An 18,246-nucleotide genomic window follows, 5' to 3' on the forward strand; every position below is an offset into this window, starting at 1 on the left:
AAAGCGCTGGTGTGGATACCTAGAATTTTCCCACGACGATTCATGCCGTGGGTTGAAGTCCGACAAACTGCTAGGCCGCCATCACATCGATACTGGCCAATTCCGTCAGTGAAAAGGTACGCGCGACATCCAGAATGATCACGAAGTGACCGTCGATCTTGCCCATGCCTTCGATGAATTCGGACCGGACTTCAGTACCGAAGTCCGGCACCGCTTCGATTTCGGCAAGCGGGATATCGACGACTGCCGAGACCGCATCGACCAGCATGCCGATATCGTGCGATTCGCCATCATGGGTAATTTCCAGCACCACGATACAGCTGCGCTTGCCGACCCGCGCCGCCGCGCCGCCGAACCGCAATGCCAGATCGATCACCGGCACCACCGCGCCGCGCAGATTGATGACGCCGCGAATAAAGGCCGGCATCAGCGGCACGGTGGTCAACTGGCCGTACTGGATGATTTCCTTGATCACCAGTATGCCGACGGCGAACAAGTCCCGACCGAGCGAAAAGGTCAGGTACTGCCTGGCCTGAACCTTGGCGTCGTCGGCAACCTCAGGCGCGCCTTGCGACAGGGAAGTTTGCATGCGCACACCTCCGTTCAGAAACGTTTGAAATGCGATTCATCGACCAGCGCTGCCGACTTGCGTCCGGTACTGGCACCGCTCAGTTTGCGAATCGGCTCTTTCGACGCACGCTCCTTGGCGGCGCTGGCGATCTGGAAAAATTCCATCAATTGCTGCAATTGTTCGGCCTGACCGGACATCTCTTCGGCCGTCGCCGCCAACTCTTCGGAGGCGGAGGCGTTCTGTTGCGTGGCCTGATTGAGCTGGCTCATGGCGGTACTGATCTGCGACAGGCCGGTGGTCTGCTCTTCGGACGCGGCAGTGATTTCCTGAACCAGGTCGGAGGTCTTGCGAATCGATGGAATCATCGCATCGAGCAACTTGCCGGCACGCTCGGACATCGTCACGCTGGTGATGGCCAGTTCGCCGATTTCCTTTGAAGCGACCTGACTGCGCTCGGCCAGCTTGCGCACTTCGGCGGCGACAACCGCAAACCCCTTGCCGTGTTCGCCGGCACGCGCGGCTTCGATGGCCGCATTGAGTGCCAGCAGATTGGTCTGGTAAGCGATGTCGTCAATGATGCCGATCTTGGCTGCGATCTGTTTCATTGCTTCGGCCGTGCGCGTGACGGCGTCGCCACCCTCGACCGCTTCCTTGGCCGAGGTCGAGGCAATGCCGTCGGTGACCTTGGCGTTCTCGGTATTTTGTGCCACCGAGGCCGACATCTGTTCGACCGAACTGCTGGTGCGCTCCACACCGGAGGCTTGTTCGGACGCCGATTGCGACAGACTTTGCGCGGTCGAACTGACTTGCTCGGACGCCGAGGTCAAGGCATCGGCGGCATTGCGGACATCGCCGATAATGCTGGCCAGTTGCTCGCTGGTGGTGTTCGAGTATTCCTTGAGCTCACCAAAGGTGCCCGCATACTCACGGGTAATGCGCTGCGACAGATCGCCGGTCGACAGGGCCTTGAGCATGCGCACCACTTCATTGAGTCCGACTTCGCTGGTATCCATCAGCTTGTTCATGCCGCCCGCCAGCACCGCAAAAAAACCATCCTTGCCAGCAGCATCAATCCGATGCTTGAAGTTGCCCTCGGCCGCGCCTTGCACCACGTTTGCGATCTCGCCTTCGACCACCACTTCGGCAGTGCGGTCCTTCCATTCGACCACGGTACCCAACCGCTCGTTGGCGGCATTGACGATCGGACTGGCCACCAGTGCCATCGTGCGGCCGCCGATCTTGATCTCGGTATGGTAGGTGTTGCGCAAGGCGCCGAGCATGTTGCGCTGGTACGAAGGATTCTTGTGAAAACGGTCGAAACTGCCGCCAACGATTTCGCGCACACGGAACTGCGGCAAGTCCTTGCGGATATCGTTTTCGGCGCTGTTCATCATGCTGGTGACTGATTCATTCATGTAGATGATATTGCCCTCAACATTGGCGATCATCACCGAGGTCGAGCATTTGTCGAGCGCTTGCTTGATGCGGGCATTGCCCATCGATTCCGCCGCCGCAGCGATTTCTGCCGCCCGGTCTTTCCATTCGACGACGGTACCCAGACGCTCATTTTTTGTACCGATGATCGGGGTCGCGGTCAGCCCGAAGACACGACCACCGACGTTAATATCAACCCGGTGCGTACCGTGCAGATGTGCCAGCAGATTGCGCTGGTGCGAGACGTTTTTGTGGAAGCGGTCGAAGCTGCCGCCGATGATGTCGCTGGCGCGAAACTGCGGCAAGTCCTTGCGGATTTCGGTTTCGGCTTCACTGAGCAGGGCCGTCACCGAACCGTTCATGTAGACGATATCGCCATCGGCATCGGCGATCATCGTCGAGGTCGACGTCGCATCAAGCGCCATCCGGATACGTGAGTTAATCACCGAGTCACGGGCGCTCTGGCGCATCTGGTCACGTGTCAGATCGAGGGCGGCGGTGATGGTGGCTTTCTTGCCCGGCAACCGGTCCATGTCGCGCGAAAAATCGCCCTTCGCATAGGCCGTGATGATGGTGACGATCTGCATTTTCACATCGATATGCGACCGTACGAGCTGGTTGATGAGGTCGGCAATGGCTTTGTAGTTGCCGGTCAGTGTCGTGCTATCGATCTGCTCGTCAATCCATCCTTCGGCATGTTTGTTGGCCATGAGTTGCTGGCCTGACTGCAAGCGCTTGAGCGACTGTCCGACGTCATTGAGCGCCTTGCCCAGCACACCGACCGCATCCTCACCGGCGCTGGCAGTGACGGAAAAATCGCCCTGCGCGAGCGCCTGCGCCACCACGACCGATTGCTTGAGTTCGTCGCGCTGGGCGCTGTTCAACCAGGCAAACAACACGGCAGCAGCCAGCACCAGCACGATTTGCGGCACGCCGAAGGCGGCTGCGCCTGCCGCCATGAAACCCGGCGCCAGCCCGAGCACCACCAGCACCAACAATGCCACCCCTGTTTTTTCTGCCATACCGAATCGTTTGAACATCCTGTTCCCCTGTTGGATTGTGGTTCCTGACCTGCACCTGACTGCGTTGCTGCTGCTTTACTCCATGACGATTACTTCACGACGACTTCTTCATTCTTTTTGACCGCTGCCAGCTTCACCATTGCGCCCACATCAAGGATCAATGCCACTTCACCGGAACCCAGTACGGTCGAACCGCTGATGCCCCGCAGGTTCTGGAACAGCTTGCCGAGTGGCTTGATGACGGTCTGGTATTCGCCCAGCAAATGGTCGACCAGCAAACCGGAACGGCCGCTTTCGCTCTGGACGACGACGATGCTGCGCTTGGCCGAGCGCGTACCGGCAATCGAAAACACCGCACGCAAATCAAGGAAGGGAAGCACGCCGCCGCGCAGTTCAATGCGACCGGCCGCGCCATGATGGAGGTGCAAGCGCGACTCGTCGGCATCGATACACTCGACCACCGCATTGAGCGGAATGACGAACGAACTGTCACCGATGCGCACCAGAAATCCATCGATGATGGCCAATGTGAGTGGCAAGCGGATTTCGATCAGCGTGCCCTCCCCGATGACGCTGTGCAGACTGATCGAACCGCGCAGCGCCTCGATGTTCTTGCGCACCACATCCATGCCGACGCCGCGACCGGACAGGTTGGTGACGGTCTCGGCAGTCGACAAGCCGGGTGCGAAAATCAGGTTCAGCTTGTCGGCTTCGGTCAGGACCTGGCCAGGGACCACCAGACCGGACTGCAGTGCCTTGGCCAGCAGTTTTTCACCATCAAGGCCACGACCGTCGTCACTGACTCGGATCAGGATATTGCCCGACTCGTGCTGTGCCGAGAGCCGGATGGTGCCGGCGGCGGGCTTACCGGCGGCCAGTCGCACCTGCGGCAGTTCAATGCCGTGGTCCAGCGCATTGCGCACCAGATGCATGAGCGGATCGCCGATTTTTTCGACCACCGACTTGTCGAGTTCGGTCTCGGCACCGTCGATCTCCAGTTGCACCTGTTTGCCCAGTTCACCGGAGACATCACGCACGACACGCCGGTAGCGGGCAAAGGTTTCGCCGATCTGCACCATGCGCAGTGACAGCGCGCCATTGCGAATTTCTTCGACCAGACCACTCATTTGCTGGGTGGTACTGATCAGGTCGGTATCGTTCAGGTTCAGCGCCTGCAGGCTGGCGCTGGAGCCGCAAATCACCAGTTCACCCACCAGATTGATCAGTTCGTCGAGCTTGTCGGCCGGCACTCTGACAAAGCGGGCATCATCGCTGCGCGCATCACGTGACTTCGACTGCCGGCACAGCGCGGCATCGACGACTTCGGGTGCCACCTGCTGTTGCGCGATCAGGATTTCGCCAAGCGGCGCGGTTAGTCCGTACTCCTGCCGCAGCAGTGCCTCGTCGAGCGCCTGACGGGTGACGGCACCGCAATCGACGAGGATATCGCCCAACCGGCGCTCCTCCGGCAAAGCCTGAATCAGCGCGACAAAATCGGGCATGCTGCAGCCCGGCGCAATGATCCGAACCACGCAGTCGTCATGCACGAACTCAAAAGCCCCATCGATGTCGGCCCGTGATGCGCCGGAGCGCAGCGATAGTTCGAAGCCGAGATGGCAAGACTCCGGATCGAACAACGCCCACTCGGGCACGCCATTGTCGATCGTTGCGAGCGCAACGATGGACCCCAAGGTCTTCAGATACTGGATCACGGCCAGCGGATCGAAGCCGTTGCGAAAGGCGTCCTTGCCAAATCGCAGCGAAATATGCCAGTGGTGTTCAGTGAGATCCGCCTCCGTCACGAGCGCAGTGGATTCCGCCAGCGCGGCGGCACCGGGCATAAGTCCAAGATAAGCGGCGAGCTGACCGGCCAGTCCGGCAGCATCCCGATCGAGTTGTGCCAGCGCTTCGGGCGGGTGGATCGGTTGCTCGGCCTCGGCCAGCAGTGCCGCCATCATGTCGCAACTTTTAAACAGCAATTCGCTCAGCTTGCCGTCGATGTTCAGTTCATTTCTTCGCACGCGTTCGAGCACGCTTTCGACCTGATGAGTGAAGAGGACCACACGGTCCAGGCTGAATATGCCCGCCGATCCCTTGATCGTGTGGGCTGCACGAAACAGGGCATTGATAATTTCAGTATTGCCCGGTTCCTGCTCCAGGGACAGTAATGCCTCTTCGATTTGCTGCACCATTTCGCGCGCCTCATCAAAAAACAGCGTCAATGCTTCGTCATACTTCCCCGCCGTGCTCATGCTGCAACCGTCGGTGCGTACTCCGCAAACCGGCTGCCAAGACCGTATTCGCCCAGCAAATCGGCCAGAAATGGCGCGACGTAGCACAACACCAGGTCGGTACCGAGTGCGGACACCGCCTGCGAAAATGCGAGCAATAATTGCAGGCCGGCACCGTCGCACTCGGTCACGCCAGCCAGATCCAGCATCAGTTGATCGCTGCCGTCATGGTCGGTCAGTGCACGCTGCAACAACGAACGGGTCTCTGCCACCTGATAAATCGTCAGTTCACCGGCAATCGTGATCATCACGGGGTTCATCGTCGCTCCTTGGGGTCAGGGAAGAATCAGTTTGGCAACCGCGTTGAGCATTTGCGGCGGGTTGAACGGTTTGAGAATCCAGGCCTTGGCACCGGCAGAACGCCCCTGTTCTTTCATGTTGTCCTGGCCCTCGGTCGTGAGCATGATCACCGGCGTAAATTTGTAGGAGGCGTTGGCTTTGACCTGCCGGACAAACTCCAGTCCGCCCATGCGTGGCATGTTGACGTCGCTGATGATCAGGTGCACCTTCTTGCCGTTGAGCTTAGCCAGCTTGTCGAGGGCATCGAGTCCGTCCCCGGCCTCGATCACCTCGTACCCGGCACCGGTCAGCGCAATCGCCACGACTTTGCGCAAGCTGACCGAATCATCAACAATCAATATGGTCTTTGCCATTGGTTACCGCTCCGGGTCGTTACTGTTTAAAAAAAAGTTACTTCGTCATCCGTACCGGCGGCCGGTCGCCCGATCGTCCGGCGCTTGGCCGGCACGTGGCCATGCCGCTCTTCTTCCATCGTGTAAGTGCTGTCGAGTACCGCCATCCAGGCTTGCGGCGTTGGCAAGGACGTCTGGTCATCCGCGAGCGCTTGACGCATGCGCAACATGTCATCGTCGAGTACCGACAGAATCTGTGAAATACGGTCCTGGTATTGCAGGCTCACCAGCAGGTTTTCGACATCGGACCGAATGATCGTGCCCTGATAGCGCATGCTTTCAGCCGACTCGCCGAGCTTGCGGACGTGGTCGAGCACGTCCTTGATCTTGTTGCCGGCCACGGTGATGACTTGCGCATCGCTGTCGGCTGCGGCGGCAGCGCCTTGCAGGGTCTTGTCGGTGATGACGCCAATCTTGCGCACCCGGTCGCCGATACTTTTGCCGGTTTCTGCCGACATCAGCGACAGTTTGCGTACCTCGGTCGCCACCACCGCAAACCCGCGTCCGGCCGCACCGGCACGCGCTGCCTCAATGGCTGCATTAATGGCGAGCAAGTTGGTTTGGGCCGCAATCAGGCTGACTTGCTCGGCCATGTCACGCAACTGGTGGGTCTCGCTGGCCAGCGCCCGCACGCTGTTCAACAGCGTGTCCTTGCTCGCGATGATCTGCTCGAGCGTGACCACCACCGGCGCAAGTTCCTGCTCGCACACTGCCAGTAAATTGATCGTCGACGGACCACTTGCCCCCGCGTGCCGCTGGTCGCCAAAGCCAGCCTTGTCGAACTGAGTGACGATGGACGAAAAGCTATTCACCAGTTGCACCACGGCGTCTTCGGTTTGCGATTTGACTGATACCACATGGCGTTGCCAGACCGGGACGACGCAGCCGGCCAGATCGTACAAGCCGGTAGCCGATTCCTGCTCAGCATCGTATTGTTCGACGTCATTCCGGCCACTACTTGCCAGACCGTACGCGAACCAGCAACACCCGCCTGAAGTAAGCAACACACCGATGGCAGCGACAATCTGCCACGTCCCGCCTTGCTGCAACAAGGGCAAACCGGAAAAACAAACCGCAAGAAAAGATAACCCGTAGCAAGCCAGCAGCCGGTGACTGCTGGCGAGAGGGTCTTGTCGACCTGACGTGGACGACAAGTGAGAAGACAACATATCAGAATCGGCGTGGCGCATTTTTTATAATGGTGATAAAGAGGCTTCAGTGCCTGATAACGAAGAAACCAAATAAAATTGGATTGGACGTTACACCATTTCATGCGTAGAACTGCTATTAATTTTTAATAATTAATTGAACCACCAAAAAATAATAAGAATGTTTCTCTTGGAAAACTTTAGTCACAAATAATTAAAAAATATTCTCGACCAATAATCTTTTTTTATTAAAATATCATCATTCTTTTATTGCATATAATTCTATTGGGAAATTATTTTTATGGTGTTGGAATGAAGATTTCTTCAGAAAAAAAATCTGCATAAAGCTTATTTTTAAGGTTAGAAAAAAATCGCTTTTTTGTTATTGAGTTACCCAATCACTTTTTACATTTATTTTGTATAAAGTATTTCTGACATAGACATAAAGTCCATGAAGATGAGATATTAACTCTAGGTTTTTTAATAATTTAAAAAATGAGCTGATCTTCCGGATTGACGTTTAGAGCAGGGACGATGGCGTGCAGCGCCGGGACGGACGAAAATGCCAGGACGCTTAAGAAATCCAGAATCTTGAAATTTTCGTGGATTAAGGCGCAGAACTTCCATTGAGCAATATCAGTTGCTCGAGCAACATCTCCATCAACTGATCAAGTTCAGCTACCCTTGCAAGCTCCTCAGTGTTCTGGCTCGGGCTATGAAGCTCCAGGAGTTCTGCCGCAATGTCATGTATCTTCAAATGCAATGGTGCGATGGCTTTGATAACCGGTTGCATTTCATGGCGCGCAGTGGGCACGGCATCCAGCCAGGCACCAAAACGGCAGGCATGGTGATCGAGCGGCATAGGCGCTACTCGCTCGCCCCTGAGAAAACTTTCAATCGTAGCGACCCAGGCGCGATGCTCGGTGCTGGCAAAAAGTAGAGGCAAATCAGCGTGAATAACGGGGAGCAGATTATTCCACGCAGGTTCATTGCGCCAGTTGAGCACCCAGCCGGGCAGCGCTGCTGCCGGTATGGGGCGTGCGATTCCATAACCTTGCGCCAGCTCGCAACCGAGTTGCAGCAGCATTGCACCATGCGCCACTGTCTCCACGCCTTCGGCGATCACCTCACGACGAAAAGCCTGAGCCAAGCTCAGCACGCCCGTCAATATGGACAAGTCGTCCGGATCATCGAGCATATCGCGTACGAAGCTCTGGTCAATTTTGAGCCATTTGACCGGCAAGCGTTTCAGGTAAGTTAGCGATGAATAGCCCGTGCCGAAATCGTCCAGAGCAAACAAAACGCCCAATGTCCTGCATTCATCAATCACATGAGATACCCGGATCAGATCTTGTAGCGCGCTATTTTCAAGTATCTCCATTTCAAGAAAACCGGGGATAACTGTCGGGTGCGCTGCAAGCAGGCTACGCACCCGATCGACAAAACCTGCCTGTTGCAATTGACGGGCGCTGATGTTGATACTCACAGATAAGAACAGGCCATGCGCAGCCCATATTTCTATCTGCATCAGTGCGTTATCAATCACCCAGTCTCCCAGTTCCACAATCAGCGGATGGTCTTCTATCAGGGGCAAGAATTCTGCGGGCAGCAACAGTCCTTTTTCAGGATGTTGCCAGCGGATCAGCGCTTCTGCACCGATGACTACTCCCGTGCGCATATTCACTTTTGGTTGGTAATAGAGGACAAATTCGCGGTGAATGATCGCTCGCTGAATGCGTTCCAAACTAACGTGGTAACTCCGAAGGGACGTATCCAATGTAGGGTCAAAGACACAGAAGCGGTTTTTACCCGTAATTTTTGCCTGATACATCGCCTGGTCAGCCTGACGGACGAGTTGATCCGCTTGAATATCTGCCTCTTGCGGATAAATCGTCACACCCAGACTGGCCGTGACTTGGAGTACAAGATTGTCGATTTGCACGGCTTGCGCAGTTGCTGCAAGCAGGCGCTTAAGCGTCGGTTCGCAACCGGCGATGTTATCGATATCAAGCAACAGGGCAACGAACTCGTCACCGCCTATTCTTGAGAGCGTGTCCCCTTCGCGCAAGGTGGCTTTCATGCGGGAGGACAAAGTGATCAGCAATCTATCGCCTACCGCGTGGCCATGCTTGTCATTGATCGCCTTGAAGCCATCAAGATCGAGAAACACGACCGCCAGCGGTCGCTCGCGCCGCAGTGACTGGACCATGCCTTGTTGCATCCGGTCAGAGAGCAGCACACGGTTGGGCAAATTGGTCAGCGAGTCATAGTAAGCGGTATGTTCAAGGTATTTCTCATGCTCTTTCATCGCCGTGATATCGGAAAACATGCCGATATATTGCAAGACGGTGCCGTTGTTGTCGCACAGGGCGCTTATTTTTAGCATTTCGACATACATCTCGCCGTTTTTGCGGCGGTTCCAAATCTCTCCAGACCAGTGTCCTTTCTCTTTCAGATCTCCCCACAGTACAGTGAAAAATTGCTTGTCTTGGCGGCTGGTGCCGAGGATTTTTGGGTTCCTTCCCAGAACCTCCTCTCGCGTATAGCTGGTAATACGGGTGAAGGCAGCATTGACATCGACGATATTTCCGCACGCATCGGTGATCAGGATACCCTCGCTGGCATTGGTAAATACGCTCGCAGAGCGTGTGAGTTCCTGCTCTCTTTTTTTGAATTCATTGATCTCCGACAAGTCGGTCACCAATAAAAAAATAACATGGTCTACACCTTGAATGGCCGGGAAGCTGGCGGAAACTTGCGTCGGCAATTCGAGATTATCGCTGGCAACAAGGTGAAGTTCCCGGCGGCTGTTGTTACCCGCGCCCATGGCCAGCAGGGATCGAAGAATTTGTTGACTGCCTGACGCTATCCAGAGGTAGAGGGAGGTACCGATCACTTTCTCGAGTGGCACTTTCAGCATGTCGGCAAAGCGCTTGTTAGCGTAAATAATCATGCCGTCGGGGTTGACTGTCAGCGCACCTTCGCTCATGTTTTCGACCAATATCCGATAGGCTTGGTCCGCCCCTTGGAGCGTAAATATCTGTTCGCCTGCGTCGCCCATAATCACCAGGGAGTCCACTTGACCGCTGCGAATAGCGTGCAATATTTCTTCGCTGTCTTCCAATTTCACCCGAAGCGCTTCGTTTTCAGCGATCAGTGCGCTGACGGATTTGCCTGTCATTTTCGCTTCGGAAGCAGATCAAGCCCCACCAGCACCCGTTCTTCGTTCGACATATCACCGATGATGCGACGCAGCGGGAGGGGTAATTTTTTGATCAAAGTGGGCGAAGCGATGATCTGCTCGCCTTGTGTCAGTTGCGGCTGTTGATAAAGGTCGATGACTTCCAACTCGTAGCGACCTCGCAAATGTTCTTCGCAGATACTTTTGATATTGTTGATCGCGCGCACTGATTGCGGCGAGGTGCCGACAACATATAAGCGCAGAATATAGTTTTCATTCTTTGAATCTTTTTGCGCGCCCTCAAACGCTGCAGTTGAATCAATAAGATTTTTGTTCGACATGATCTTTTCCTATTGCTTGAACTTCAGGTCGAGGCCAATCAAAACGCGCTCGCTATTGGATAGGTCGCCGATAATTTTACGCACCGGTTCAGGCAGTTTCCTTACCAGTGTCGGGATGGCAAGGATCTGATCGCCGCTTGCCAGCGTCGGATTTTCCAGTAAATCGATGACTTCGATCTGGTATTTTCCCGCCAGATGTTCTTCGCAGATTTTCTTCAGATTGACAAATGCCTGCATGCATTTTGGCGTTTGTCCTGCGACATACAGCCGTAACAGATAGCACTCTGCGGGTTGGGTTAATTTATCTTCCATGGAGGCGTTTCCGTTTCATGCGAAATTGCTGTTTTTTTCTATTCGTATCTCATTAATCCGCTCCTCGACTCAGCCCCATTTCTTCGCGCTCCTGTAATAACTGTGTCGCTTGCGCCTGTTCTTGGGTAATGATTTTCATCCACCCGGCTTCCCGCACATCGAACTCGGCACGCAGCGCTGCAATTTGCGCTTCCAGCGCCCGGCGCGACGCTGTCAGCTCGATTTGCTTGCGCTCGATCTCCTGCTTGCGCGTCAATTTCAAGGCCAGTTCCTGCGCTTCTTGCGCTCTGCGAGCGGTGCCTGTCAGCACGCCGCCTGCGCCGACATAGACCTCACATAATTCCACGCCATGATCGGTCAGCAGACATTCGCGTACCTGGTTCGAGTGCGCCATGCCACGCGATTTGATAACAGACAAGCCTCGATTGCGTTCGCCACCGATTTCAATGTCACGCAGCAGCAGCCATGTGTCGATCATCGAAGAAACGGCCATGTCGACGCCCTCTTGGGCCCTGCCACTCGAAATCAACTGGGTAAACATGCTGGTGATCTGCTTCGTCTTCAGGAAATCCGCGAGCCGCGTCAGCATCGACTTCACTTCGGTTGTATTGCTCCCGATGATGAAGCCGTTCAGCGGATCGACGACCACGACCTGTGGAGCAAAGCTGACCGTTGCCTTGTGCATCATCGTTAGTTGCATTTCAAGACCGGCAAACGCGGGGCGGGTCGCCTGAAAACGCAACAGTCCCTTATTTACCCAACGCTCAAGGTCGATCCCTATCGAATGCATATTGCGCATGATCTGGCTGGGGGATTCCTCGAAAGAAAAATATAAGGCGCGCTCGCCACGGCGGCAGGCGGCGTCAACAAAATGGGCCGAAATACTACTCTTGCCAGTGCCAGCCGTGCCTGAGACAAGCACGCTGCTGCCCCGGAAAAAGCCTTTTCCGGCCAACATCGCGTCGAGGCGCGCAACGCCGGTCGGAATGCGATCGGTCGTCACGACATGTTGCAAGCCGAGCGAGGTGACGGGGAGAACAGAGATGCCGTCTTCATCGATCAGGAAGGGATACTCGTTGGTACCGTGCGTTGACCCGCGATACTTGACCACGCGCAAGCGACGTGAGGATGCTTGATCACTCACCCGATGGTCGAGAAGGATCACGCAGTCCGAGACATACTCTTCCAAGCCCTGGCGCGTCAATGTCTCGTCGCCACGTTCGCCCGTGATAACTGCTGTGACGCCTTTTTCTTTGAGCCAGCGGAACAGGCGGCGCAACTCCGCTCTCAATATGAGCGGGTTAGGCAGGCCTGCGAAAAGAGATTCAATGGTGTCAAGCACCACGCGCTTCGCGCCGACGGCATCAATCGATTGCCCGAGACGGATGAACAAGCCTTCCAGATTGTATTCGCCGGTCTCCTCGATTTCGCTGCGCTCGACATAAATAAAATCCAGCACCAGTTTTTTGTCAGCAATCAGACTATCGAGCTCAAAACCCAGCGAAGCGACGTTCAAGGTCAGGTCTTTGGTCGTTTCCTCAAAAGCCATGAACACCCCGGGCTCATCGAACTCAATTGCGCCGCGTACAAGAAACTCCATCGCCAGCAAGGTCTTGCCGCAACCGGCGCTACCGCACACCAGAGTTGGACGGCCTTTTGGCAAGCCTCCGCCGGTGATTTCATCAAGTCCCTGAATACCGGTCGGCGCTTTGAGCAATTGAGGCCGGGATAGGGGGACTGGCTTGGGTTTATTTGCTGGCCTGGGTTGAGTCATGGTGTCTCTCTGTTTGCCCGTCTGATCCTGCAATGGGTTAGTGCCGCGGTGACTGAATTCAATATTCCGGCTTCATCGTATTTATCTGTTTGAAAATGCGTCAGCCATCAAACTGGCCAGCATCGATTTCTTTCTGTAGCCACTGGAATAAACGAGCGAGGAATTTGCATTTTCTCGCCCGATCCGAGGTAAAAATTTTGTATCAAATTCCATTCCCGTACACTTTTCAAAAGAGAATAACCTTCCTATCTTTGAAACAATGAGTTAAGAACGATCTGATTACTCCAGTACTATTAGGATAACGATAAAATCACTAATAATTACAAAAACTTAACGAGTTAAATATGTGTATGAAGATAATTTCGTATCGTAAATAATGCAATCAAAGATTAAAGTTTATTATTATTAATATAAAAAAATTTGGCAATGCCAACACCTAAAAAAATCTCACCAATTATTCGACTGTGCGGGTGCTATGGTCAAGTAATTTCGGACGTAATAAGAGGCTCGCACGCTGCCATTTTGAGCCAATCTACCGAAGTTAAGAGTTGATTTGATTAATAACAAACTACGTCCACTTGCGACTTGACACCGAACATAAATAATCTACTGACAGTGCGTTTTTTATTGCGTACATTCAACTATGATTTTTTTCCACGGTTATTTCTGACTTTGCCGATTATTTGCGCGCTGGACTAGACGACCTGATCGTTACGCTGCGCCTCCCTGAACAGCTCGGTGCATGCGACTACGAGTACTGCCGTCAGGCAGTATGCGGTGCGACTTGTGCGTACCGCCACCAGTAACGACCATGTGGGTTTATTGATGACCTAATCTGTGATTAGGAGTGGGTGGTTTGACTTGTCATCACCCAGATGATTCGATTAAATTTCACCCAACAAGAAGGAAAAAATAATTAACCATTCAGAAATAATATTCTTCACGGTGACTTGTTTATTATTATTTCTGGATTCTTCTGGTAAGTTAATTTTTTCTCGGTTCAGTTTTCCGGCATATCCGGCATGCTGCATCGCGCTGTCTGCTTGCAGGCCGGATCACACCGGACTTCGCTCGACTGGCAACTCGCAGGCATACACCCCTCCGGATGATTGGCCAGTGTGCAGGTACTCACAACGGGGTGCGGAACGGTCAGGCGTTCAATCGCATCCGATTGCATCGGCAACGTGACCGTAGTCACCAGCGGGATCAACCCTCTGCCGAGCAAATCGGTATAAGTCGGATCGCGATGATTGTCCTGCATGGCGAGGTAACGGAGATAAAGCCATCCCATCCATGGGACGGTTGGCTGATATCCCTGAATGACGCGTAGCCTGATGAGGTTGGCTTCACGGAAACTTTGGCTGGACAAGCTGCGACTATCCGAGGCGTGCAATCCCCGGCCAGTGTGCGGAATCACCCGACTGCCGCCGCCGATGGTGTATTGCAAGAGCGGACTATTCCAATTCGAGAAGCTCTCCGGTGTGGGATTTTCCAGAACAATACGGGCATAACTGCGATGCGGATTGTCACCGCCATCGTTGCGACCGGTCACGACATCCTTTGCCCTGATCCTCGCAGCGATCAACTCGTCAATGCTTTGGCCACCGCCGACCAGTGGCACCAGTGCGTGGATATAGGTTTGCTGGATCGTCTCAATATTCGCGTGCGCCGATGCCCCGGCTCGGGCCGCCATGAATACCGCATGATTGAAGTGATGCCGCACAACATACAGCATGCCAAATTGCACAATCACCATGCCGAACAGGATAACGAGGACGCTGGCAAACGTGACACCGAGCAGGCCGACACCGCGCTGGCGATACGGCGACGGCGTGCTGCGTCGATGTCGCAGTGTCCGGATGGTATTTACAAGAAACAAAATCGCAGTCATGACATCAACTCATGGAAAACTCATCGTGCGAGTGATCACGATCCGGCATGCAGGAACTGCATCACGATCGGAAAAAAAAGCACGACAAACGTACATGGGAAAATGAAGGCGATCAGCGGCAACAGCAGTTTTACCGGCGCTTCGAGCGCTTTTTTTTCGGCGCGCTGAAAACGTTCCGTTCGACGCTGGTCAGCCTGTGCGCGCAGCACCGGACCCAGGTTCATCCCCATGCTTTCCGCCTGGATGACGGACGTGACGAAGCTGGTGATGCCGGGTTCGCGCAAGCGCTCGGCCATCGCACGCAACGCCTCGGCACGGGCCTTGCCGGCACGCACATCGCGCAACACGCGCTGACACTCTTCGCGAAACGCACCCGGCGGTCCCTTGTCGACCGCCTGGCTCAATGCCCCCTGCAAGTTCAGTCCGGCCTCGACGCACAAGGTGACGATGTCGAGGAAAAACGGCAGGCTCTTGAGGATTTCGCGCTGGCGCAATGCGATGCGGTCATGTAACCAGAAGCGCGGCAGGGCCCAGCCCAAAACCATGCCGGACAACGCCGCTTCGCCATAGGCGACCATGCCCAACGGTTGCGCGCCGACCCGCAGACTTGCCAGCGTGAAGAGCAACCAGCAGCACAGCGCAGCGGCAACGCTCATGGTCAACAGGCAGGCGGCAAGAAACTGGCTCGGCGTGAGCATGTAATCGAGTCCGGCGCGACGTATCCGCAACCACGACTTGTCATCGGATGAGGTGATGCCGAGCTGGACAAGGTGATGACTGACCCACTGGATCGGCCACCACACCAGCCGGAAACCCAGCGGCGGCGCATCCTTGTAGGCACGGTTTTCGGGCGGCACCTCGACCACAGACCGGCCCACCAGCCAGCCGATCAGTGCGACCGACAACCCGACGGCGAGCGCCAGCAAAAAGGTCACCGTAGAATGGGACAAGGCGGAAATCATCAGACGTCGATCGCCACGATCTTGCGGATCAGGACGATGCCCATGATTTCAAGGAAGGCAATCACGGCCAGCGTGGCCCAGCCGATCTGGCTGTGCCACAGGTAGCTCATCGACTCCGGCTCCATTTTATTGAGGATGGCCATCAATGCCAGCGGCAGCATGCCGACGACCCAGGCCTGCAGCTTGCCCTGCGCAGTCAGCGCATCGATCTTGCCCTCCATTTGCAATCGGCTGCGTACCGTCTGCGAGGTGCGCTCCAGCGCTTCGGCCAGACCACCACCAGTCTCTGCGGCAATCCGCATGGCGGATACGACGAGTGTGGTCGTCGTCGTCGGGATACGTCGACTGAGATTGGTCAGACTGTGTTCCAGCGTGACGCCGAGGCGCTGTTCGCGCAGCATCAGCGAAAATTCCTGCGCCAGCGGAGGCTGTGATTCGGCCACCAGTTGCTGGGTCGCGGCATTGAGACCGATGCCGGCGCGCAAACCGCCGGAGAGCATCAGCAGAGCATCGGGCAGCTGCGCATCAAACTGCTGTAGCCGGCGTGACCGCAACCAGCGGTAGAGCGCACGCGGCAGCAAGCCCAGTCCGAAAAATACCGGCAAAGCCAGCAAAGCGCTGCCGGTCAGCAGCCACGCAATGACACCACCCAGCAACATCACGCTGAGGTTGGCAACAAACAGTTTGGCCGGGTCAATGAACAGAAAAAATTCCCGGGCCTGAAAGCGGGTGCGATCGGTAAAGCCGGCACGATAGCGCTGCATCGCTGCGCCGCCTTCCTTCAGAAGGACCCAGCTCAGCAAAGCCGCCGCCAGACAGACCACCCCGCTGATGGCCACGACCAGCAGATTCTGACTGCCCGCCGCGCTCATGCCATATCCCGTGGTGCCGACGCCAGTGTCACGTCGGGCTTGAAAATCGACAGGTCCGGCGTGATGCCGGCGGCGCGCAACTCATCGTAAAAAGTCGGCACCAGATCGCAACCGGTAAAGTAACCGCGCACCTTGCCGGCCTTGCTGTCGACACCCTGACTGGCAAACCGGAACAATTCCTGCAACAGGATCTTGCCGCTTTCCATCCCGGTAATTTCAGTGATGCTGGTGACCATGCGGGTGCCGCAGGCAAAACGGGTCTGCTGCACGATGATGTCGACGGCCGAGCTGATTTGTTCGCGGATGGCCTGCAACGGCAAATCCATCCCCGCCATCAGCACCATGGTTTCGAGCCGGGCCAGTCCGTCGCGCGGCGTGTTGGCATGCAGCGTGGTCAGTGATCCTTCATGGCCGGTGTTCATTGCCTGCAGCATGTCGAGCGCTTCCGCACCGCGGCACTCGCCGACGACGATGCGATCCGGTCGCATCCGCAAGGTATTACGCACCAGGTCGCGGATCGTGACGGCACCCTTGCCTTCGACGTTGGCGGGCCGCGCCTCAAGGCTGATCAGGTGCGCGTGGTGCAACTTGAGTTCGGCCGCATCCTCGACCGTGATCACGCGCTCGTGGTCGGGGATGAAGTTCGAGAGGATGTTGAGTAGCGTGGTCTTGCCAGAACCGGTGCCACCGGAAACCACAATATTCTTGCGTCCGACAACACAGATGCGCAGGAACTCCGCCATCGCGGCACTGATCGATCCGGCCCGGGCCAGGTCGTCGGCCGTCAGCTTGCGACGGGCAAATTTGCGTATCGTCAGCGTGGCACCCTTGAGTGCCAGCGGCGCGATGATGGCATTGACGCGCGAGCCGTCCTTGAGCCGCGCATCGACCATCGGCGAGGACTCGTCGATACGCCGGCCGAGTGGCGCGACAATCCGTTCGATCACGCCCAGCACTGCCCGTTCGCCCGTGAAGACCAGCGGATGCCGATGCAAGCGGCCGGCCCGCTCGACGTAAATTTCATCGTAGCGGTTGACCATGATTTCGCTGACCTGATCATCAGCGAGCAAGTCCTCCAGCGGACCCAGGCCGATTGCTTCGTTGAGCACTTGCTGACGCAACAGGTCGCGATCGAGCTCGCTCGGAATATCGGCGTCGCGGGACACCATGATTTGCCGGATCAATGCATCAGTATCGTGTCGCAATTGCTGGTCGGACATCGCCGAGACATCATGGCGACGCAGATCCATCGTCTGCAACAATTCGGCATGCAGGCGACGTCGCCACTCGAACTCCAGTTCGCGCTGCGCCGGATTGGCGGTCGCATGCAACACCAGCGCACCGGCCGGCATCAGGGTGGTGCCGGTCTCGGTTGGAGAATTCTGCTCGGACGTCGCCGCGCCATTGTGTGCGGAACTGGCGGACCTGGCGGACCTGGTTGCCGCTACCGGTTCGCTGTCGGATACCAATGGCGCAACCTGCAACCGGTACGGACCGATCCCAATCAGGTCGTGCCTGTGCAGCGGACCGGCATGGACATCAATGCGTTCGCCGTTGACACTGACGCCACCGTAAGCCCCGAGACACTGGATCATGATGCCGGACGGCGTGGTCATCAAGCGTGCATGATCCTGGGCGATACGCCAGTTCGCCAGACGGATTTCATTCTGGCGCGATTTACCGATGCCGCAATCGGCAGGCGCCTCGAGCGTGCTGATGGAGCCATCCGGGTCAATAATTTTGATGTGGAGCATG

14 protein-coding genes are annotated in these 18,246 nt (G+C 56.0%); all 14 read right to left on the reverse strand.

The window, feature by feature from the left end:
• Window positions 1-70 precede the first annotated feature (70 nt).
• The gene (locus tag QN370_RS13430; RefSeq protein WP_322128184.1) at window positions 71-589 is read right to left on the reverse strand and encodes a chemotaxis protein CheW; all 519 of its coding nucleotides are present in this window, start codon (window positions 587-589) and stop codon (window positions 71-73) included.
• 14 nt (window positions 590-603) lie between these two features.
• A complete protein-coding gene (locus QN370_RS13435) occupies window positions 604-3,045 on the reverse strand; it encodes a methyl-accepting chemotaxis protein (RefSeq protein ID WP_323581735.1) in 2,442 nt (813 codons plus the stop codon).
• A gap of 71 nt (window positions 3,046-3,116) precedes the next feature.
• Complete coding sequence (locus QN370_RS13440; protein WP_322128186.1) at window positions 3,117-5,279, reverse strand: chemotaxis protein CheA; 2,163 nt, start codon at window positions 5,277-5,279, stop codon at window positions 3,117-3,119.
• Entirely contained in the window at window positions 5,276-5,578 is a 303-nt protein-coding gene (locus QN370_RS13445) for an STAS domain-containing protein (RefSeq protein ID WP_322128187.1), read from the reverse strand. The genes QN370_RS13440 and QN370_RS13445 overlap by 4 nt, the downstream gene beginning before the upstream one ends.
• A gap of 15 nt (window positions 5,579-5,593) precedes the next feature.
• Entirely contained in the window at window positions 5,594-5,971 is a 378-nt protein-coding gene (locus tag QN370_RS13450) for a response regulator (protein WP_322128188.1), read from the reverse strand.
• 26 nt (window positions 5,972-5,997) lie between these two features.
• Window positions 5,998-7,179: a methyl-accepting chemotaxis protein gene (locus QN370_RS13455; protein WP_322128189.1), complete on the reverse strand. Its 1,182-nt coding sequence runs from the start codon at window positions 7,177-7,179 to the stop codon at window positions 5,998-6,000.
• A 586-nt stretch (window positions 7,180-7,765) separates the two neighbouring features.
• Window positions 7,766-10,339: an EAL domain-containing protein gene (locus QN370_RS13460; protein WP_322128190.1), complete on the reverse strand. Its 2,574-nt coding sequence runs from the start codon at window positions 10,337-10,339 to the stop codon at window positions 7,766-7,768.
• Window positions 10,336-10,680, reverse strand: coding sequence for a circadian clock protein KaiB (kaiB, locus tag QN370_RS13465; protein ID WP_322128191.1), 345 nt, complete (start codon window positions 10,678-10,680; stop codon window positions 10,336-10,338). Before kaiB (QN370_RS13465) ends, QN370_RS13460 begins: the two co-directional genes overlap by 4 nt.
• Before the next feature lie 9 nt (window positions 10,681-10,689).
• Window positions 10,690-10,992, reverse strand: coding sequence for a circadian clock protein KaiB (kaiB, locus tag QN370_RS13470; RefSeq protein ID WP_322128192.1), 303 nt, complete (start codon window positions 10,990-10,992; stop codon window positions 10,690-10,692).
• Window positions 10,993-11,044: 52 nt separating this feature from the next.
• Window positions 11,045-12,709 (reverse strand): circadian clock protein KaiC, encoded by a 1,665-nt coding sequence (gene kaiC / locus QN370_RS13475; protein ID WP_322128193.1) that lies wholly within the window; start codon window positions 12,707-12,709, stop codon window positions 11,045-11,047.
• A 1,057-nt stretch (window positions 12,710-13,766) separates the two neighbouring features.
• A complete protein-coding gene (locus QN370_RS13480) occupies window positions 13,767-14,657 on the reverse strand; it encodes a hypothetical protein (protein WP_322128194.1) in 891 nt (296 codons plus the stop codon).
• Between the two features lie 35 nt (window positions 14,658-14,692).
• A complete protein-coding gene (locus QN370_RS13485; RefSeq protein ID WP_322128195.1) occupies window positions 14,693-15,607 on the reverse strand; it encodes a type II secretion system F family protein in 915 nt (304 codons plus the stop codon).
• An 11-nt stretch (window positions 15,608-15,618) separates the two neighbouring features.
• A complete protein-coding gene (locus QN370_RS13490; protein WP_322128196.1) occupies window positions 15,619-16,491 on the reverse strand; it encodes a type II secretion system F family protein in 873 nt (290 codons plus the stop codon).
• Window positions 16,488-18,245 carry an ATPase, T2SS/T4P/T4SS family gene (locus QN370_RS13495; RefSeq protein ID WP_322128197.1) on the reverse strand — a complete coding sequence of 586 codons (1,758 nt, stop codon included), beginning with the start codon at window positions 18,243-18,245 and terminating at the stop codon, window positions 16,488-16,490. Before QN370_RS13495 ends, QN370_RS13490 begins: the two co-directional genes overlap by 4 nt.
• Between the last annotated feature and the right edge of the window lies 1 nt (window position 18,246).

Origin of the sequence: Actimicrobium sp. CCI2.3 (assembly GCF_035019065.1) — a bacterium.
In the GTDB taxonomy this organism is placed as follows: domain Bacteria; phylum Pseudomonadota; class Gammaproteobacteria; order Burkholderiales; family Burkholderiaceae_D; genus Actimicrobium.